Origin of the sequence: Bacillus sp. B1(2022) (assembly GCF_040259625.1) — a bacterium.
GTDB classification, from domain to species: Bacteria; Bacillota; Bacilli; order Bacillales; family Bacillaceae; genus Bacillus; species Bacillus velezensis.
In genome coordinates, this window is record NZ_JANIFO010000015.1 from 16,652 (window position 1) to 31,181 (window position 14,530).

Genomic DNA, 14,530 nt, shown 5'->3' on the forward strand with positions numbered 1-14,530 from the left:
TTATACTGATTCAGATCAAAAATGATGTGATGATGAGCTGAGCAAAGAATAAAATCAACAATAGGAATAGAATTTCCAGAACGCTTTTCAGGCTGTCGGGACATCTCCTGCAGCCTGTTTTACAGAAAGGTATTTTCTGCAAAAAACTTTCTGAAGGATAAGAATGCGGTTATTCATCTGTTCATACAATGAAGCAAATGGGTTTTTGAGGTGGAAAGATATGGGGAGCTATTTAATCAAACCGGAGCTTGACGGGAATTATCCGTCAGTCAGTCATGGAAAGGGATCATATGTGTATGATCAGGAGGGGAACAAGTATCTTGACGGAGCATCGGGGGCGGTCACTTGCAATATCGGCCACGGCACGGAGAATATTATACAAGCTTTAAAAGAGCAGCTTGACTCTGTTTCGTTTGTGTATCGCTCGCAATTCACCAGTACTCCGGCAGAAGAACTGGCTTTATTTCTGGCCGATCATCTGCCGGGCGGGCTGAATTGGTCATTTTTTGTAAACAGCGGCTCAGAGGCAGTCGAAACAGCGATGAAAATGGCCGTTCAATATTGGCAGGAAAAAGGGCAATACCAAAAATCCGTCTTTCTATCAAGATGGGGCAGTTACCACGGCATTACTTTGGGAGCGCTTTCATTATCGGGGTTCTACGAACGGAGATACCGCTTCACCCAGTTGCTCGAACGGTTTCCTGCCGTTTCAGCGCCTAATATGTATCGTTCAGAGCTGCAGGGAGAGGAATTTGTGAAAGCTGCGGCGGCTGAACTGGAAACGGCTGTTCAACGGATCGGTTCCTCATTTATCGCGGGATTTGTCGCAGAACCGATTGTCGGAGCAGCCGGGGCGGCCATCACTCCGCCGGCAGGTTATTATGAAGCGCTTGAGGGTGTCTGCCGCCGGCACGGTATTTTGTTTATCGCGGATGAAGTCATGACGGGGCTCGGGAGAACAGGGCGGATGCTTGCTTCTGAGCATTGGAGGATCGCACCTGATATCGCGGTGCTCGGAAAAGGGTTAGGCGCCGGTTACGCTCCGATAGCGGCAGCCGTTGCGTCTGATGACATCATTGAAACGATCAAGCGGGGCTCCGGGGTCATTATGAGCGGACATACGTACAGTGCCAACCCATACTGTGCTAGAGCGGCGCTTGAAGTGCTTCGCTATGTTAAGAAACACGAGCTGCTTCGGCAGTCAGAGGAGAAAGGCGTAATGCTGAAGCGGAAATTAGAAGAAATCAAAGAGCGCAGCGGGGTGATTGGGGATGTCCGCGGTAAAGGCCTCCTGATCGGGGTTGAATTCGTTAAGGATAAAACGACGAAGGACGTTTTTTCGAAAAAACAGGCCTTCACCGAAAAAATCATTAAAGCGGCAAAAAAACGGGGCCTGCTTATTTACCCTGCAAAGCCCGGTATTGACAGCGGAGAAGGAGACGCCGTCATCATCGCCCCGCCGTTCACAATTTCATATGCCGAGCTGGATGAGCTGTCAGATCTATTTTCCCAGGCCGCAGAAGAAGTTGAAAAAATGATGAAGAAGGATTGAGCTGATATGTCTATTTTTCATAAAAAAATCGATATTCATGAAGCAATTGCCGATGTCAAGGACGAATCTGTCATTATGTTCGGCGGTTTTGGGGGAGTGGGTTCACCTCCGTCATTAATCGAAGCGATTTTGGAAAGCGGCGTTAAAGAGCTGACCGTCATCTGCAATGATGCCGGATTTCCGGAAATCGGCATCGGCCCGCTTATCGTTCATAAGCGGGTAAAAAGGCTGATCGCTTCCCATATCGGCTCAAATCCTGTCGCGGGCAGACAAATGACTGACGGAGCGCTTGAGGTGGAATTTTCGCCGCAAGGGACGCTTGCTGAACGGATTCGCGCAGGCGGAGCGGGGCTAGGCGGTATTTTAACTGATATCGGCATTGATAACGCAACCGTTTGTGAAAACAAAGAAACCGTAACGATTGACGGAAAGTCCTATTTAGTTGAAAAAGCGCTGACGGCTGATTTCGCTTTTGTGTCGGCACATACTGCTGATGAATTCGGGAATCTGACGTTTGACAAAACGGCGCGCAACATGAACCCTCTGATGGCTGCGGCGGCCGAAAGAACATTTGCTGAGGCGGCAGAGATTGTGCCTGCCGGCGAACTTGACAGCGAGCATATTGTAACGCCGGGCGTTTTCGTGGAGGGTGTCGTGCAAAGTGAAGGAGTGAAGTGGAAATGGGCTTGGGAATAGCGGAAAGAGAGAGTATCGCGAGGCGGGCCGCCAGTGAAGTTACCTCAGGTATGATTGTCAACCTGGGGATCGGCATTCCTTCTTTAGTGCCGAACTTTCTGCCGGCCGGCATGGAGGTCATGCTGCAGGCGGAAAACGGCGTCCTCGGGATCGGCGGCAGTCCGGAGCGCGGAGAGGAGGATGAGCTTTTATGCAATGCGGCCGGGTTTCCTGTCAGTACAGTTAAGGGTGCTTCCTATTTTGATTCAGCTCTGTCTTTTGCCATGATCAGAAAAGGGCTGATAGATATTACCATTTTAGGCGCGCTCCAAGTCAGCAGGACAGGTGATCTCGCCAATTGGCTCGTGCCGGGAAAAAAAGTGCCCGGAATGGGCGGGGCGATGGAGCTTGCCCAAGGCGCGAAAAAAGTGGTTGTCGTCATGAGCCACACCGATCAGAAAGGCCGGCCGAAGCTGGTCGAAAGCTGTTCATTGCCGCTTACAGCAGCGGGCTGTGCAGATCTCATCATTACAGAGAAAGCCGTCATCAGCATAGATGATGGGGCTTTTGTTCTTGAGGAACTGCTGAATGGCACGACCATAGACGATGTCATTCAAACAACGGATGCCGAGATCAGATTGGGAGAATGTTTTCTTAAAAGGGGGCCTGTCCATGGATCAATTAGAAAAGAAAGTCACTGAGTGGGCGGAAGAAAACACAGCAAAAGCGGTAAGCTTGCTGAAACGGCTGATCGGGGAAAAAAGCACGTTCGGCCATGAATTTAACGCACAGGCAGTCGTTTTAGAAAAACTGAGACAGTTTGACATGGATATTGATGTATGGGAGCCGAGTGTCAAACATTTGAAAGAGCATCCTTATTTTGTATCGGAACGCGAAGACTTCCATGAAAGCCCGAATATCACAGCCGTAAAGAAAGGGGCCGGGGGCGGAAGATCACTGATACTGAACGGACATATTGATGTTGTCCCGGAAGGAAATCCCGCCGCATGGACGTATGAACCGTTTACCGCTGTTGAAAAGGACGGCAAAGTTTACGGCCGCGGTTCAACGGATATGAAAGGCGGTAATACAGCTCTCTTGTTTGCGTTAGAAGCGCTTGAAGCCTGCGGGATTACGTTAAAAGGAGATGTTCTGTTTCAAAGTGTCGTAGATGAAGAGTGCGGCGGCGCGGGAACACTGGCGGCTGTTATGAGGGGCTACAAGGCTGACGGGGCGCTTATTCCCGAACCGACTAATTTAAAGCTGTTTGTTAAGCAGCAAGGGTCTATGTGGTTCCGCATTACGGTAAGGGGATTGTCCGCACACGGCGGCACCCGCTATGAAGGGGTGAGCGCAATTGAAAAAAGCCTGCATGTCATCACAGCCCTTAAAGAGCTTGAACACGTCCGCAACGCCCGTATCACAGACCCGCTTTATCGGGACGTTCCGATCCCGGTTCCCATTAATATCGGCACCGTCCAAGGGGGAACGTGGCCATCATCGGTAGCTGACCGTGTGGTGATAGAAGGCAGGTGCGGAATAGCTCCGGATGAAACGTCCGAAGCAGTAAAAGAAGAGTTGGCAAGCTGGCTGAAAGATTTGGAGTACCGGGATGAATGGTTTAAACACCACCCCGCGGAAATAGAATGGTTTGGGGCTCAGTGGCTTCCGAATGATCTCCCGGATGAGCATCCGCTGATTTCCGCTCTGGAATCTTCTTTTGAGAAAATGAAAGGGGCAAAACCGGTTCGTGAAGCGTCCCCGTGGGGAACGGACGGAGGGCTTTTGCAGCACGCGGGACAGACGCCGGTCATCGTCTTCGGGCCGGGAGAAGTCAAGGCGGCGCATCAGGCGAATGAATACATTGAAATCCGGGCGTTAATCGATGCCGTCAAAATCATTTCTCTTTTTATCATGGAATGGTGCGGGGCGGCAGATGGGGGTGACGGAGCTGATAAAGGAACTGAGGGCTGAAAAGGGAGCGGCCGAGATTGATGCAGACCGTTTCAATGAGCGGCTCAGAGTCATTCGTTATGACGGACAGATCACGGCGCTTATTCCGGCCGTTTTGGCAGAAGCAAAGCAAGAAGGAGCCCAAAAGGTAATTTTCTTTGCCAAGCGCGGCGATGAGCCGGAATTTGTCAAGCATCTTTTTATTGTTGAGGGTGTCATAGACGGGTATTACAACGGGCATGAGGCTGTTGTGATGGTGCGCTATTTAGCAGAGGAACGGAGACGGTCAGATTCATATGTATCAGAAGATTCGACTGTTGACCGTTTACATGAGACACCGCGGCGGGGACTGACTCAGACAGAAAGCGCGCTGATGTTCAGAAAAGCGGACGAAGATGATGCAGACCGTTTAACGCACTTATATAAACATGTTTTTCTTACCTATCCGACTCCTGTCTTTAATCCCCTTTATATTAAAAAAACAATGAGAGAAAACACCATCTATTATGCCGCATTCGATCAGGATCGTCTCATTGGGGCGGCAAGCGCAGATATCAATTCAGTATTGGGGCACGCTGAAATGACCGATTGCGCGGTTCTGTCAGATTACAGGGGGAACTCCGTAACGGCACACTTGTTTAAAGCGTTGGAGCAGGAACTCGCGGGCCGGGGAATCATTCATCTTTTTTCCTTGGCCCGTGCAGCGTCTTACGGGATGAATGCCGTTTTGTATCATGCCGGATACGGCTACAGAGGCAGGCTTGTGAACAACTGCCGCATTTCAGAAGGGCTCGAAAATATGAATATATGGTGCAAGACTTTACGTTTGGCCATTCATAAGGAGGAATTCGTTTGACAAACAAATGGTTTCAGCCGAAGCGTCATTGGAAGGAGATTGAATTGTGGAAAGATGTGCCGGAAGACAAGTGGAATGATTGGCTGTGGCAGCTCACCCATACTGTAAGAACCGTCGATGACCTGAAAAAAGTCATTCATTTGACCGAAGAGGAAGAAGAAGGCGTCAGGATGTCTGTAAAAACCATTCCCCTGAACATTACGCCTTATTATGCTTCTTTAATGGATCCCGATAACCCGAGATGTCCGATCCGCATGCAGTCCGTACCGCTGTCAGAAGAAATGCACAAAACGAAATATGACCTTGAAGATCCGCTGTTTGAAGATGAAGATTCACCGGTTCCCGGTCTTACGCACCGCTATCCCGACCGCGTTCTTTTTCTGGTGACAAATCAATGCTCGATGTATTGCCGATATTGCACAAGAAGGCGTTTTTCCGGACAGATCGGAATGGGGGTGCCGAAAAAACAGCTCGATGCGGCAATCGCTTACATCCGGGAAACGCCGGAAATCCGTGACTGCCTGATTTCCGGCGGAGATGGGCTTTTAATCAACGATCAGATTCTGGAATATATTTTGAAAAACCTGCGTGACATTCCCCATCTTGAAATTATCCGGATCGGAACGAGAGCGCCCGTCGTATTTCCGCAGCGGATAACGGATAACCTTTGTGAGATTTTGAAAAAATATCATCCGGTCTGGCTGAACACTCATTTTAATACGAGCATCGAACTGACGGAAGAATCGGTTGCGGCGTGTGAAAAGCTCGTTAACGCAGGTGTTCCGGTCGGTAACCAGGCCGTTATTTTAGCAGGCATTAACGATTCGGTGCCGATTATGAAAAAACTCATGCATGATTTAGTGAAAATCCGTGTGCGTCCGTATTATATTTATCAATGTGATTTGTCAGAGGGAATCGGCCATTTCAGAGCGCCTGTGTCAAAAGGGCTGGAAATCATTGAAGGACTGAGGGGCCACACAACGGGCTTTGCCGTGCCGACCTTTGTCGTCGACGCCCCGGGCGGAGGCGGTAAAATCGCCCTGCAGCCGAACTACTTGCTCTCCCAAAGTCCGGAGAAAGTTGTGATCAGAAACTTCGAAGGGGTGATTACATCTTATCCCGAGCCGGAAAACTATATCCCGAATCAAGCCGACGACTATTTTGAATCTGTTTTTCCGGGAACGATGGCCAAACACGAGCCGGTCGGACTGAGCGCCATTTTCGCGGACAAAGAGGTTTCGTTCACACCGGAAAATGTATCGAGGATCGACAGGAGGAAAACGTTTACATCAAACCCTGATCATGAAACGCTGAAAGACCGCAGGGAAAAGAGAGATGAATTGAAAGAAAAGAAATTTATTGCACAGCAAAAGAAAGAGCAAAAAGCAGGATCGGAAGTCGGAGGTGAGTCGCCGTGAAGCCATGCGAGTGGTGCGGCAATCAGAAGGCGTCAGCTTGTCAGGCGGCTGTGTACTGGGAGCTTCCTGACGGTACGAGGGCCATAGAAATTACAGAAACACCCTCATTCGCCTGTTCCTCCTGCGGCATGACTTATCAGGAGGAAGCGGTCATAGCGGAAATCGAAAATCAGCTTTTTTTAGTCAATGCAAAAAAATTACCGGAAACACTCACATATCAAGAGCTGATGGAGACAGAACGGATCTTGAAACGGAATTATTTTGACTTCTCCTAGTCTTCTTTTGTTGTAATTTCACACTTGAATTGTATAATAGTACAACAAAAGACAGTCATCAGGAGGGGAAACCCATGAAATCCTTTTATCACTATTTGATGAAATACAGGCATCCCAAGCCGCAGGACGCAATCAGCCAGTTTGCGAATCAGGCATACGAAGATCACGGCTTTCCGAAAACGTCAAGCGATTATCACGAGCTCAGTTCTTATTTAGAACTGAGCGCCGACTATTTAGAAACGATGGCGACATTTGATGAAGCTTGGGAAAAATATGAGACCGAGGTGCATCACGCCTGACGAAAAACCGCACATTGTGCGGTTTTTTTCTGTTGAAATGACTCGCTTATGAGGTGCCGTATGATCAAATCCCGCAACGCCGTCCGTTTTGATCAGCACGTAAACACATCTTCCTGACGGCACGTATCATAAGGCAGTAGAATGTATAGCTGCAGAGTTCACCGGATCAGGCCTGCTGCCGGCGGGGTCCCGTGTAAGGAACCGCTTTTCACGGAGAAATAATCAAACATTTAAATGAAGTGAGGGGAATCAAATGATCCATCAGGTAAGCCTGATGAGGCACTGACGTTTGGACGGAAAAGGGGATTTTATGTGACAAGGTTGAAGCGGATTGAAGTTGTGCCTTCATTGAAAGCCGAAACGAGTTTGGTTGTTCATGATAAACAAGCCATTGCAAATATGCAGCCGGAATTGGATCTCCCTACACCTTCGATGATTTGTTTCACGGCAAATCTTGAACATCACGGCGGTGATATTGTCAACATGCCTTCGGGCCGGGTATTTACCTTTGCGTCATAGAGAAAAAAACAAAGACTCATAAAAAATAGAAGCTTTTTGTCTCAGCATTGTTACTGCTCATTCGATCGAGAGCGGAATGTCATCGGACGCTTCTGTTACGGTAAGTGAAAAAACGCACAAGCATGTTGCGGTTTTTGCCATTTTGAACAGGTACAGAAATAGATATTTCCTGTGGTTTTCATGCCCATGCGAAATGATGGCGGCCGGCATACGATAGCGTATGACAGTCCGCGGCAAGGGGGAGACAGCATGAAGCCAGATAAACCGAAATTTCAAGTGGGAGACATCGTGGTCGTCGTGATGTACGGAACCGTCGGCACCATTACGAAGGTTCATCAAATTGATAAACATTATCTTTACGAAGTCAATCATAATGAAGTGCTTTATTTTGAATCGTCCATCCAGCTTTATAAAGATTATGAGGGCGTGATCGTCGATATGGAAAAATTGGATATTGAATATGAATTTCTGATCGGCGACGTAGTATATGTAAAGGACTACGGAAAGGAATTATTCCGTGTCATCGGCCACAGAACTGAAATATGGAGATATTTAGAGGATGGCTGGGAGGATATTATTTATGAGCTGACTCGGCTGAAAGACGGAGAGTGGCTTGAAACGGAGGAAGAGGATCTCACGCTGGTTCTGAGAAAATATGAAATGGATCAGTTTGTGCATCAGCTGCTGTTTGTCCACTATGTTGGGGAAGCATCTCATGAGATCGGCGAGGATACCGTCGCGTCTGCTCTTCTTCAGTTTGAAGGCGATGCTGATGATCCCGATGCCCTGCATGTGCTGGCGGTATCGATTGTAGATGAGCTGCTTGATATTTATAACGATTATAAGATTCTTTATCATTTGTTCGGTGACGAAGAATATAAAGATATGATGAATTTTGTGCTGGAAAGCCTGCGGGAGCATTTCAGCTAGCCGGCAAAAAAACGGACGGTGACATATAAAAACCAGGGCAGACAGCCGGCAAAGATTACAAACGACATTCCTTTCAGCACTTTTTCCAATACGATATCAAATCCATCTCCGTCCAATAAAGCCATCATTTTCGTCATCATCTTTTCTCCCTCCGGGGCTTGTTTTTTAAAAGTATATGAGCGGACAAAACGTTTAGAACTTTCGGGTATAATTTGAACGGTTTTTTCATAAAACATAAAAAAGGAGGCGGTGTTTGCATGAAAGAAATAGATCTTGTGATTGACACAGAAGAAATAGCTGATTATTTTTACAGTCAGCTTGCTATGCGCGGGTACATACCGAGTGAAGAGGAAATCTTCGAAATAGCCGACATCACCTTTGATTATTTATTAGAAAAATGTATGATAGACGAAGAGCTTGATGAAGACTGAAACTGCGGAACCGAAGTGAAAAAGCTTCGGTTTTTTCAATCAGCTCGGGAGAATGAAACATGGGGGGAAAACGTTGTACAAGCCAGCAAGTCTTTTCGCATTGTTTATTCTGCTCGCAGCAGCGATCCGGATAGAAGCCGTCCGGGTTTTTGATGAGCGTGTCATAGAAGCGGCTGTCAGGATCAGGGCTGCCTGGCTGAATGAATTGATGTTATGGATAACGGAGCTCGGCACGACCGCGGTGCTTTTGCCGCTTCTTCTTTTGACAGGCGCGGCTCTGTATATGTACAAAAAAACGCCGGATGTTGTTTTTTTGCCGCTTCTCTTTCTCATTGAACGGATTGTAAACATAAAAATAAAAGAATTGATTGAAAGAGCGAGACCCGCTTTTGAACCGCTCGTCCATGAAACCTCATACAGTTTTCCGAGCGGCCACTCCATGAATTCGGCAGTGATGTATCCCGTCATCGCTTACTTTTTGATCAAGCATGTTCCGTTTTTCACGAAAAGAAAACGGGCCGTCACCGTCTTTACCGGGGTTCTCGTCATTCTGATCGGATTCAGCAGAATTTATTTGGGCGCGCATTTTCCGACGGATGTGCTTGCCGGATTCAGTCTCGGACTTTGCCTCGTTTCGCTTTTTGCGCTCTTTGACGAAAAGTATCATCCGTTTCGACAAAAATAGAGACAGGAAAAATGAGAAAAAACGCTAATACTATTAAGAAATAAGAGGGAGGGATCTTGATGCTGTTATCGCTGCCCGTGTTTAAAAAAAAGATTTGCGCCTATGATGTGACGATTTTTCAAACACCCCGCTACGGCGAGAAAAAGGGATACAGGGTCGTCTATCGGACAGAGCTGGCCGCTGACAATCATCAAGACGCACTGGAAAGGGCATTTTCTGTTTTTAATGTGCCTGATACGGTCCCAAACGACTATCAAGCCAGATTCATAGCGACCGGAGATGTCATACTCATAGACGAAGGAAGAAAAGGAAAGACCTATTACAGGCTTAACCCTGCGGGATGGAGCAAAATTAACCGGCTGCTCGTCCAGCCGAGGTAAGACGGGGCCGGCTGAATCTTCAGCCGGCTTCCGTATTGTCTGGGAAAGACAGTGTTAAGGCTTCCGTTTAGCGGCGGAATGCTCTTTTCCATGCGCTTCATCAGCTGCAATGACGTCTGAAACGGGCACGTGATTGTTCTTTTTCTGGCCGGTCACCCGGTTGCGCTGTTTTTTGCCCATTATGTTCACTCCTTTTACTTTAGGCTTGTCATCCCGCATATTCTGCCCAAGATCGCCCCAGTCATGCTGATGATTGTCTCTTACCGTTATTCAGTGTACAATGGGTGGGAGTTTGAATAGGCAGGAGGAAAAGGAAATGAGTGTACATATAAACGCAGAAAAAGGCCAAATTGCGGATACAGTGCTTTTGCCGGGAGATCCGCTCCGAGCGAAATTTATTGCGGAAACTTATCTTGAAAATGTGGAATGCTATAATGAAGTCAGAGGAATGTACGGATTTACGGGTACATATAACGGTAAAAAAGTATCAGTCCAAGGCACCGGCATGGGTGTTCCGTCTATCTCTATTTATGTGAATGAACTGATTCAAAGCTATGATGTTCAAAACTTAATCAGAGTCGGCTCATGCGGAGCCATCCGTAATGACGTGAAGGTGCGTGACGTGATTTTGGCTATGACGTCTTCAACTGATTCACAGATGAACCGTGTCGCCTTCGGCAGTGTAGATTATGCTCCTTGCGCAGACTTCGAACTGCTTCATAAAGCGTACCAGGAAGCGCAAAAAAACAATCTTCCCGTAGCGGTCGGAAGCGTATTCACCGCCGATCAGTTTTACAATGAAGACTCCCAAATCGAAAAGCTTGCCAGATACGGCGTTCTCGGCGTAGAGATGGAAACGACTGCTTTATATACGCTTGCCGCTAAATACGGCAAAAAAGCGCTGTCTATCCTGACTGTAAGCGATCATGTATTAACGGGAGAAGAAACAACGGCAGAAGAGCGTCAAACGACTTTTCATGATATGATTAAACTGGCGCTGCATACTGTATCGTAAACTTGAGATGAGGGTTATGCTGATTAAAGCAGCCCTCTTCTTTATGCATCGCCCTGATTCAAAAAAAGAAAGGTAAGTGTAAAATGAAGAAATCCACTAAATGGTTCTCGCTCGCTGCCGCTCTCAGCGTAACCGCAATCGTGGGAACCGGCTGCAGCATTTCAGGCGGCGACAGCCACAAGGACACAAAAACAGCAGCTGAAACAAAACAATCAGATGACACATCAAGCAAAAAAACAACGAAGGCAGAAAACAGCGATTTTGTATTGGAGAGCAAATATTTTAATGATATTAAAGAAGTGAACGGGCTTGAGACCATTCAAAACCCGACAAATACACTTGCGCTCGTGAATAAGACATACACGCTGCCGGGAGATTATAAACCGAATGATCTCGTGATCCCGAAAGTTGAATTTTCTTTTACTGAGAAAATCGAGAAACGATATATCCGCAAACCTGCCGCCGATGCTTTGGCGGAACTATTCAGCGCCGGGAAAAAAGAAGGTTATGACCTGGTTGCCGTTTCAGGATACCGCTCTTATGACAGACAGAAAGTTATTTTCGATAATGAAGTCAGTCTGAAAGGTGAAAAAAAGGCGAAAGAAGCCGTCGCATATCCAGGGCAAAGCGAACACCAGACGGGGCTTGCCATGGACATTTCCAGCAAAAGCAACGGATATGAGCTGAATGAAGCGTTCGGAAACACGGCGGACGGCAAATGGGTGAAAGACCATGCGTATGAATACGGCTTTATCATCCGCTATCCTAAAGGCAAAGAAAATGTCACAAAGTATGAGTATGAACCATGGCATTTACGCTATGTAGGCAAAAAAGCGGCAAAAGCCATCCATGACCATCAATTAACACTTGAAGAATATTTTAATGAAGTAAAGAAAGTGTAATAAGAAGAAGCCCGCTTGAAAAATAGAAAGCGGGCTTTCTTTATTACCAGAAGAGTAAACCTCCAAGCGCAAATCCGGTAATTAAACCAAGGCCGATACCGTAGGCTGCTCCCCAGCCTCCCCAGCCTCCCCAATAGCCGAACCCGTATCCTCTGTGACGGCCGCCGACAGGGGCGATATACACTTTGCTGTTAGTCACCCGTACGATTCTTCCGACGTGGACTCTGCCGTTTCGTTCTGTAATTCTTGCTACTTTTCCCTGGTGCTGCCGGCAAAGATGATAATAGTTTTGCATCTTTTCTCCTCCTATCCAACCTATCTTTCTATGTCAGCTTATGATAGAGTGCGGTAAAAAGGTTGGACGAAAACAGGAGGACAATCGCCGTTTTACTTGTAAGCGACAAAAGCGCAGTGTCCCATATATTCACGGTACGTCTGCATAAGCTCGTAATGAGCCGTCAGCGTATCGTAGTGAACCGGCTGAATAACGGGCGATAAATCCATTTCTGTAGTCGGCTCCTGCGCATTGTTTTCAAAGACAGCGGGAATGAAATCCGCTTTCTGAAAGCCTTGCTGAAGCAATCTCTGTTTCCATGCCGTTTCATCCTGCAATACGGTAAAACCGTAGAAGTCTTTTATCTGCGTGATGGCGTTTTCCGGCATGGGCTTTTGTAAAGCAGCTTCAATGCCGATCAGCATACCCCCGGGTTTAAGGACCCGCAGGATTTCAGACAGCGATGAATCAAGATTTGAAAAGGTGAGAACTGATTCGGAAAGAACGGCGGAAAATTGATTTTCAGCAAACGGGAGCCGCTCAAGCTCCGCCAAATAGCCCGGAATGGTTAAGCCTTCAGCGGCAAATCGTTTTGCTGCTTTTTCAAGCATAAGGGGATCCTTATCAACACAGGTGACGGGGTACAGCAGGTGGCCGAGATAAGCGGCCGTCTGTCCCGTTCCGCAGCCGGCGTCAAGAATCGGTTCGCCAGGAGGAGGAGCCGCTTTTGTGAGAACGGCTTTGGAAAAAGCGAGCCCGCCGGGGTGAGCCCCTCCGACTCCGAATAAGGACAGCATTTCTAAATATTTGCTCAATGGCCGAATCCTCCTTTTTCCTCAGCATATGTTGAGAGAAAAGCATAGGTTTGGGTAAACGGGAAAGAAGGGCGCCTCATGTTTGAAGTTGACGAATGAGCGTTCGTCTATGATAATAATGTAAGAATAAAAAGGTGGTGTTTTCTTGAAGCGGCAATTTAAACTGTTTTTTATTATATTGATCACCGCGGTCGCAGCCTCGGCGCTTACGCTGTTTATCACGGGCAATACGACCATTTTCGGACAAGGCTCGGCTGCTTTGACGAACAGCAAATTTGAGAAATTCAATAAAGCCTACGAGCAGATTAAAAGTGATTACTATCTAAAAACAGATGACAGCAAATTAGTAGACGGAGCGATAAAAGGCATGATCAGTTCCCTGGATGATCCATATTCTTCTTATATGGACCCGCAGGAAGGAAAGTCTTTTGAAGAAACCATTTCCGCTTCGTTTGAAGGCATCGGCGCACAAGTGGAAGAAAAGGACGGCAGCATCCTGATCGTATCGCCGATTAAAGGGTCACCCGCGGAAAAAGCGGGGGTTAAACCGAATGACCAGATCTTGAAGGTCAACGGCAAAAGCGTTAAAGGCCTTAATGTAAACGAAGCCGTCGCATTAATCCGCGGCAAAAAGGGAACAAACGTCAAGCTTGTGCTGCACAGAGCGGGTGTCGGCGATCTGAACCTGTCGATCAAACGTGACACCATTCCGGTTGAAACGGTGTACTCTGAAATGAAAAAAGGAGACATCGGCGAAATCCAAATCACATCCTTCTCCGAATCGACGGCAAAAGAGCTGAATTCAGCCATTGACAGCCTCGAAAAACAAGGAGCGAAAGGATACATTCTCGATTTAAGGGGCAACCCGGGCGGACTGATGGATGAAGCCATCAAAATGAGCAACATGTTTATCGATAAAGGGAAAAATATCATGCAGGTCGAATACAAAGACGGCACGAAAGAAGTCATGAAAGCGACGAAAGAGCGAAAAGTGACAAAACCGACAGTCGTCCTCGTCAATGACGGCACCGCGAGCGCCGCGGAAATCATGTCGGCTGCGCTGCATGAATCATCGGGCATTCCGCTGATCGGCGAGAAAACGTTCGGAAAAGGAACCGTGCAGACGGCAAAAGATTACAGCGACGGTTCTACCGTTAAACTGACAATCGCTAAATGGCTGACAGCGGACGGAGAGTGGATTCATAAAAAAGGCATCAAACCGCAATATCAGGTTAAGCTTCCTGAATATGCGAACCTGCCGTATTTAGATGCGAAAAAAACATACAAATACGGGGATTCCGGAACCACCGTCACCAATGCGCAAAAAATGCTGAAAGCGCTGGGGTACAGCGTGAAAGTAAACGGCACGTATGATAAAGCATTTGAACAAGCAGTTAAACAATTCCAAGCAAAAGAGAAACTGAAACAAACAGGCATTATAACGGGTGACACAACGGCAAAATTGATGACGGATCTGCAAAAACAGCTTGCGGACAACGATACACAAATGAAAAAAGCCGTTGAAACACTAAATAAGAATATGAAATAGTA

General features: G+C 47.3%; 20 protein-coding genes. 16 read left to right on the forward strand and 4 right to left on the reverse strand.

What is annotated here, in order from left to right; translation table 11 throughout:
• The first annotated feature begins 220 nt into the window (after window positions 1-220).
• The 10 genes from NQS30_RS19705 (at window position 221) to NQS30_RS19750 (ending at window position 8,477) form a co-directional block, all read left to right on the forward strand.
• Window positions 221-1,552, forward strand: coding sequence for an aspartate aminotransferase family protein (locus tag NQS30_RS19705; protein WP_218791230.1), 1,332 nt, complete (start codon window positions 221-223; stop codon window positions 1,550-1,552).
• Window positions 1,553-1,558: 6 nt separating this feature from the next.
• On the forward strand, window positions 1,559-2,248 hold the full coding sequence (locus tag NQS30_RS19710) for a CoA transferase subunit A (protein WP_015240035.1): 690 nt from the start codon (window positions 1,559-1,561) through the stop codon (window positions 2,246-2,248).
• Window positions 2,233-2,928, forward strand: a complete 696-nt coding sequence (locus tag NQS30_RS19715; protein WP_015240034.1) for a 3-oxoacid CoA-transferase subunit B — start codon at window positions 2,233-2,235, stop codon at window positions 2,926-2,928. Before NQS30_RS19710 ends, NQS30_RS19715 begins: the two co-directional genes overlap by 16 nt.
• Window positions 2,894-4,201, forward strand: a complete 1,308-nt coding sequence (locus NQS30_RS19720; protein WP_095532177.1) for a peptidase — start codon at window positions 2,894-2,896, stop codon at window positions 4,199-4,201. Before NQS30_RS19715 ends, NQS30_RS19720 begins: the two co-directional genes overlap by 35 nt.
• Window positions 4,164-5,036 (forward strand): putative beta-lysine N-acetyltransferase, encoded by an 873-nt coding sequence (ablB, locus tag NQS30_RS19725; RefSeq protein ID WP_041482017.1) that lies wholly within the window; start codon window positions 4,164-4,166, stop codon window positions 5,034-5,036. The genes NQS30_RS19720 and ablB overlap by 38 nt, the downstream gene beginning before the upstream one ends.
• Window positions 5,033-6,454: a lysine 2,3-aminomutase gene (gene kamA / locus NQS30_RS19730; protein WP_007612018.1), complete on the forward strand. Its 1,422-nt coding sequence runs from the start codon at window positions 5,033-5,035 to the stop codon at window positions 6,452-6,454. The genes ablB and kamA overlap by 4 nt, the downstream gene beginning before the upstream one ends.
• Window positions 6,451-6,729, forward strand: a complete 279-nt coding sequence (locus NQS30_RS19735; protein ID WP_007407940.1) for a YokU family protein — start codon at window positions 6,451-6,453, stop codon at window positions 6,727-6,729. The genes kamA and NQS30_RS19735 overlap by 4 nt, the downstream gene beginning before the upstream one ends.
• Before the next feature lie 74 nt (window positions 6,730-6,803).
• On the forward strand, window positions 6,804-7,028 hold the full coding sequence (locus NQS30_RS19740) for a YozE family protein (RefSeq protein ID WP_007407941.1): 225 nt from the start codon (window positions 6,804-6,806) through the stop codon (window positions 7,026-7,028).
• Between the two features lie 312 nt (window positions 7,029-7,340).
• On the forward strand, window positions 7,341-7,547 hold the full coding sequence (locus tag NQS30_RS19745) for a VOC family protein (protein ID WP_012117772.1): 207 nt from the start codon (window positions 7,341-7,343) through the stop codon (window positions 7,545-7,547).
• A 249-nt stretch (window positions 7,548-7,796) separates the two neighbouring features.
• Entirely contained in the window at window positions 7,797-8,477 is a 681-nt protein-coding gene (locus tag NQS30_RS19750) for a hypothetical protein (RefSeq protein ID WP_003153690.1), read from the forward strand.
• Here the strand turns inward: NQS30_RS19750 and NQS30_RS19755 are convergent.
• Window positions 8,474-8,617, reverse strand: a complete 144-nt coding sequence (locus tag NQS30_RS19755; protein ID WP_012117771.1) for a hypothetical protein — start codon at window positions 8,615-8,617, stop codon at window positions 8,474-8,476. The genes NQS30_RS19750 and NQS30_RS19755 overlap by 4 nt on opposite strands.
• A 117-nt stretch (window positions 8,618-8,734) precedes the next feature.
• Here NQS30_RS19755 and NQS30_RS19760 point away from each other — a divergent pair, with 117 nt between their 5' ends.
• The 3 genes from NQS30_RS19760 (at window position 8,735) to NQS30_RS19770 (ending at window position 9,973) form a co-directional block, all read left to right on the forward strand.
• Window positions 8,735-8,908: a YozD family protein gene (locus tag NQS30_RS19760; RefSeq protein ID WP_003153696.1), complete on the forward strand. Its 174-nt coding sequence runs from the start codon at window positions 8,735-8,737 to the stop codon at window positions 8,906-8,908.
• A 73-nt stretch (window positions 8,909-8,981) separates the two neighbouring features.
• Window positions 8,982-9,593, forward strand: a complete 612-nt coding sequence (locus NQS30_RS19765) for a phosphatase PAP2 family protein (protein ID WP_025284872.1) — start codon at window positions 8,982-8,984, stop codon at window positions 9,591-9,593.
• A gap of 59 nt (window positions 9,594-9,652) precedes the next feature.
• Window positions 9,653-9,973: a YodL domain-containing protein gene (locus NQS30_RS19770; RefSeq protein WP_012117769.1), complete on the forward strand. Its 321-nt coding sequence runs from the start codon at window positions 9,653-9,655 to the stop codon at window positions 9,971-9,973.
• Between the two features lie 54 nt (window positions 9,974-10,027).
• Here the strand turns inward: NQS30_RS19770 and NQS30_RS19775 are convergent, their stop codons facing one another.
• Complete coding sequence (locus NQS30_RS19775; RefSeq protein ID WP_003153701.1) at window positions 10,028-10,153, reverse strand: hypothetical protein; 126 nt, start codon at window positions 10,151-10,153, stop codon at window positions 10,028-10,030.
• A gap of 136 nt (window positions 10,154-10,289) precedes the next feature.
• Between NQS30_RS19775 and deoD the strand changes: the two genes are divergently transcribed.
• Window positions 10,290-10,988, forward strand: a complete 699-nt coding sequence (gene deoD / locus NQS30_RS19780; RefSeq protein ID WP_003153702.1) for a purine-nucleoside phosphorylase — start codon at window positions 10,290-10,292, stop codon at window positions 10,986-10,988.
• 83 nt (window positions 10,989-11,071) lie between these two features.
• The gene (locus tag NQS30_RS19785; protein WP_007407945.1) at window positions 11,072-11,890 is read left to right on the forward strand and encodes a M15 family metallopeptidase; all 819 of its coding nucleotides are present in this window, start codon (window positions 11,072-11,074) and stop codon (window positions 11,888-11,890) included.
• Between the two features lie 43 nt (window positions 11,891-11,933).
• Here NQS30_RS19785 and NQS30_RS19790 read toward each other — a convergent pair whose 3' ends face one another.
• Both NQS30_RS19790 and NQS30_RS19795 read right to left on the reverse strand, forming a co-directional pair.
• Window positions 11,934-12,185, reverse strand: a complete 252-nt coding sequence (locus tag NQS30_RS19790; RefSeq protein ID WP_007612011.1) for a hypothetical protein — start codon at window positions 12,183-12,185, stop codon at window positions 11,934-11,936.
• Between the two features lie 92 nt (window positions 12,186-12,277).
• Window positions 12,278-12,979, reverse strand: coding sequence for a class I SAM-dependent methyltransferase (locus tag NQS30_RS19795; RefSeq protein ID WP_025284870.1), 702 nt, complete (start codon window positions 12,977-12,979; stop codon window positions 12,278-12,280).
• Between the two features lie 145 nt (window positions 12,980-13,124).
• Here NQS30_RS19795 and ctpA point away from each other — a divergent pair, with 145 nt between their 5' ends.
• Window positions 13,125-14,528, forward strand: coding sequence for a carboxy-terminal processing protease CtpA (ctpA, locus tag NQS30_RS19800; RefSeq protein ID WP_015240025.1), 1,404 nt, complete (start codon window positions 13,125-13,127; stop codon window positions 14,526-14,528).
• Window positions 14,529-14,530: the final 2 nt, after the last annotated feature.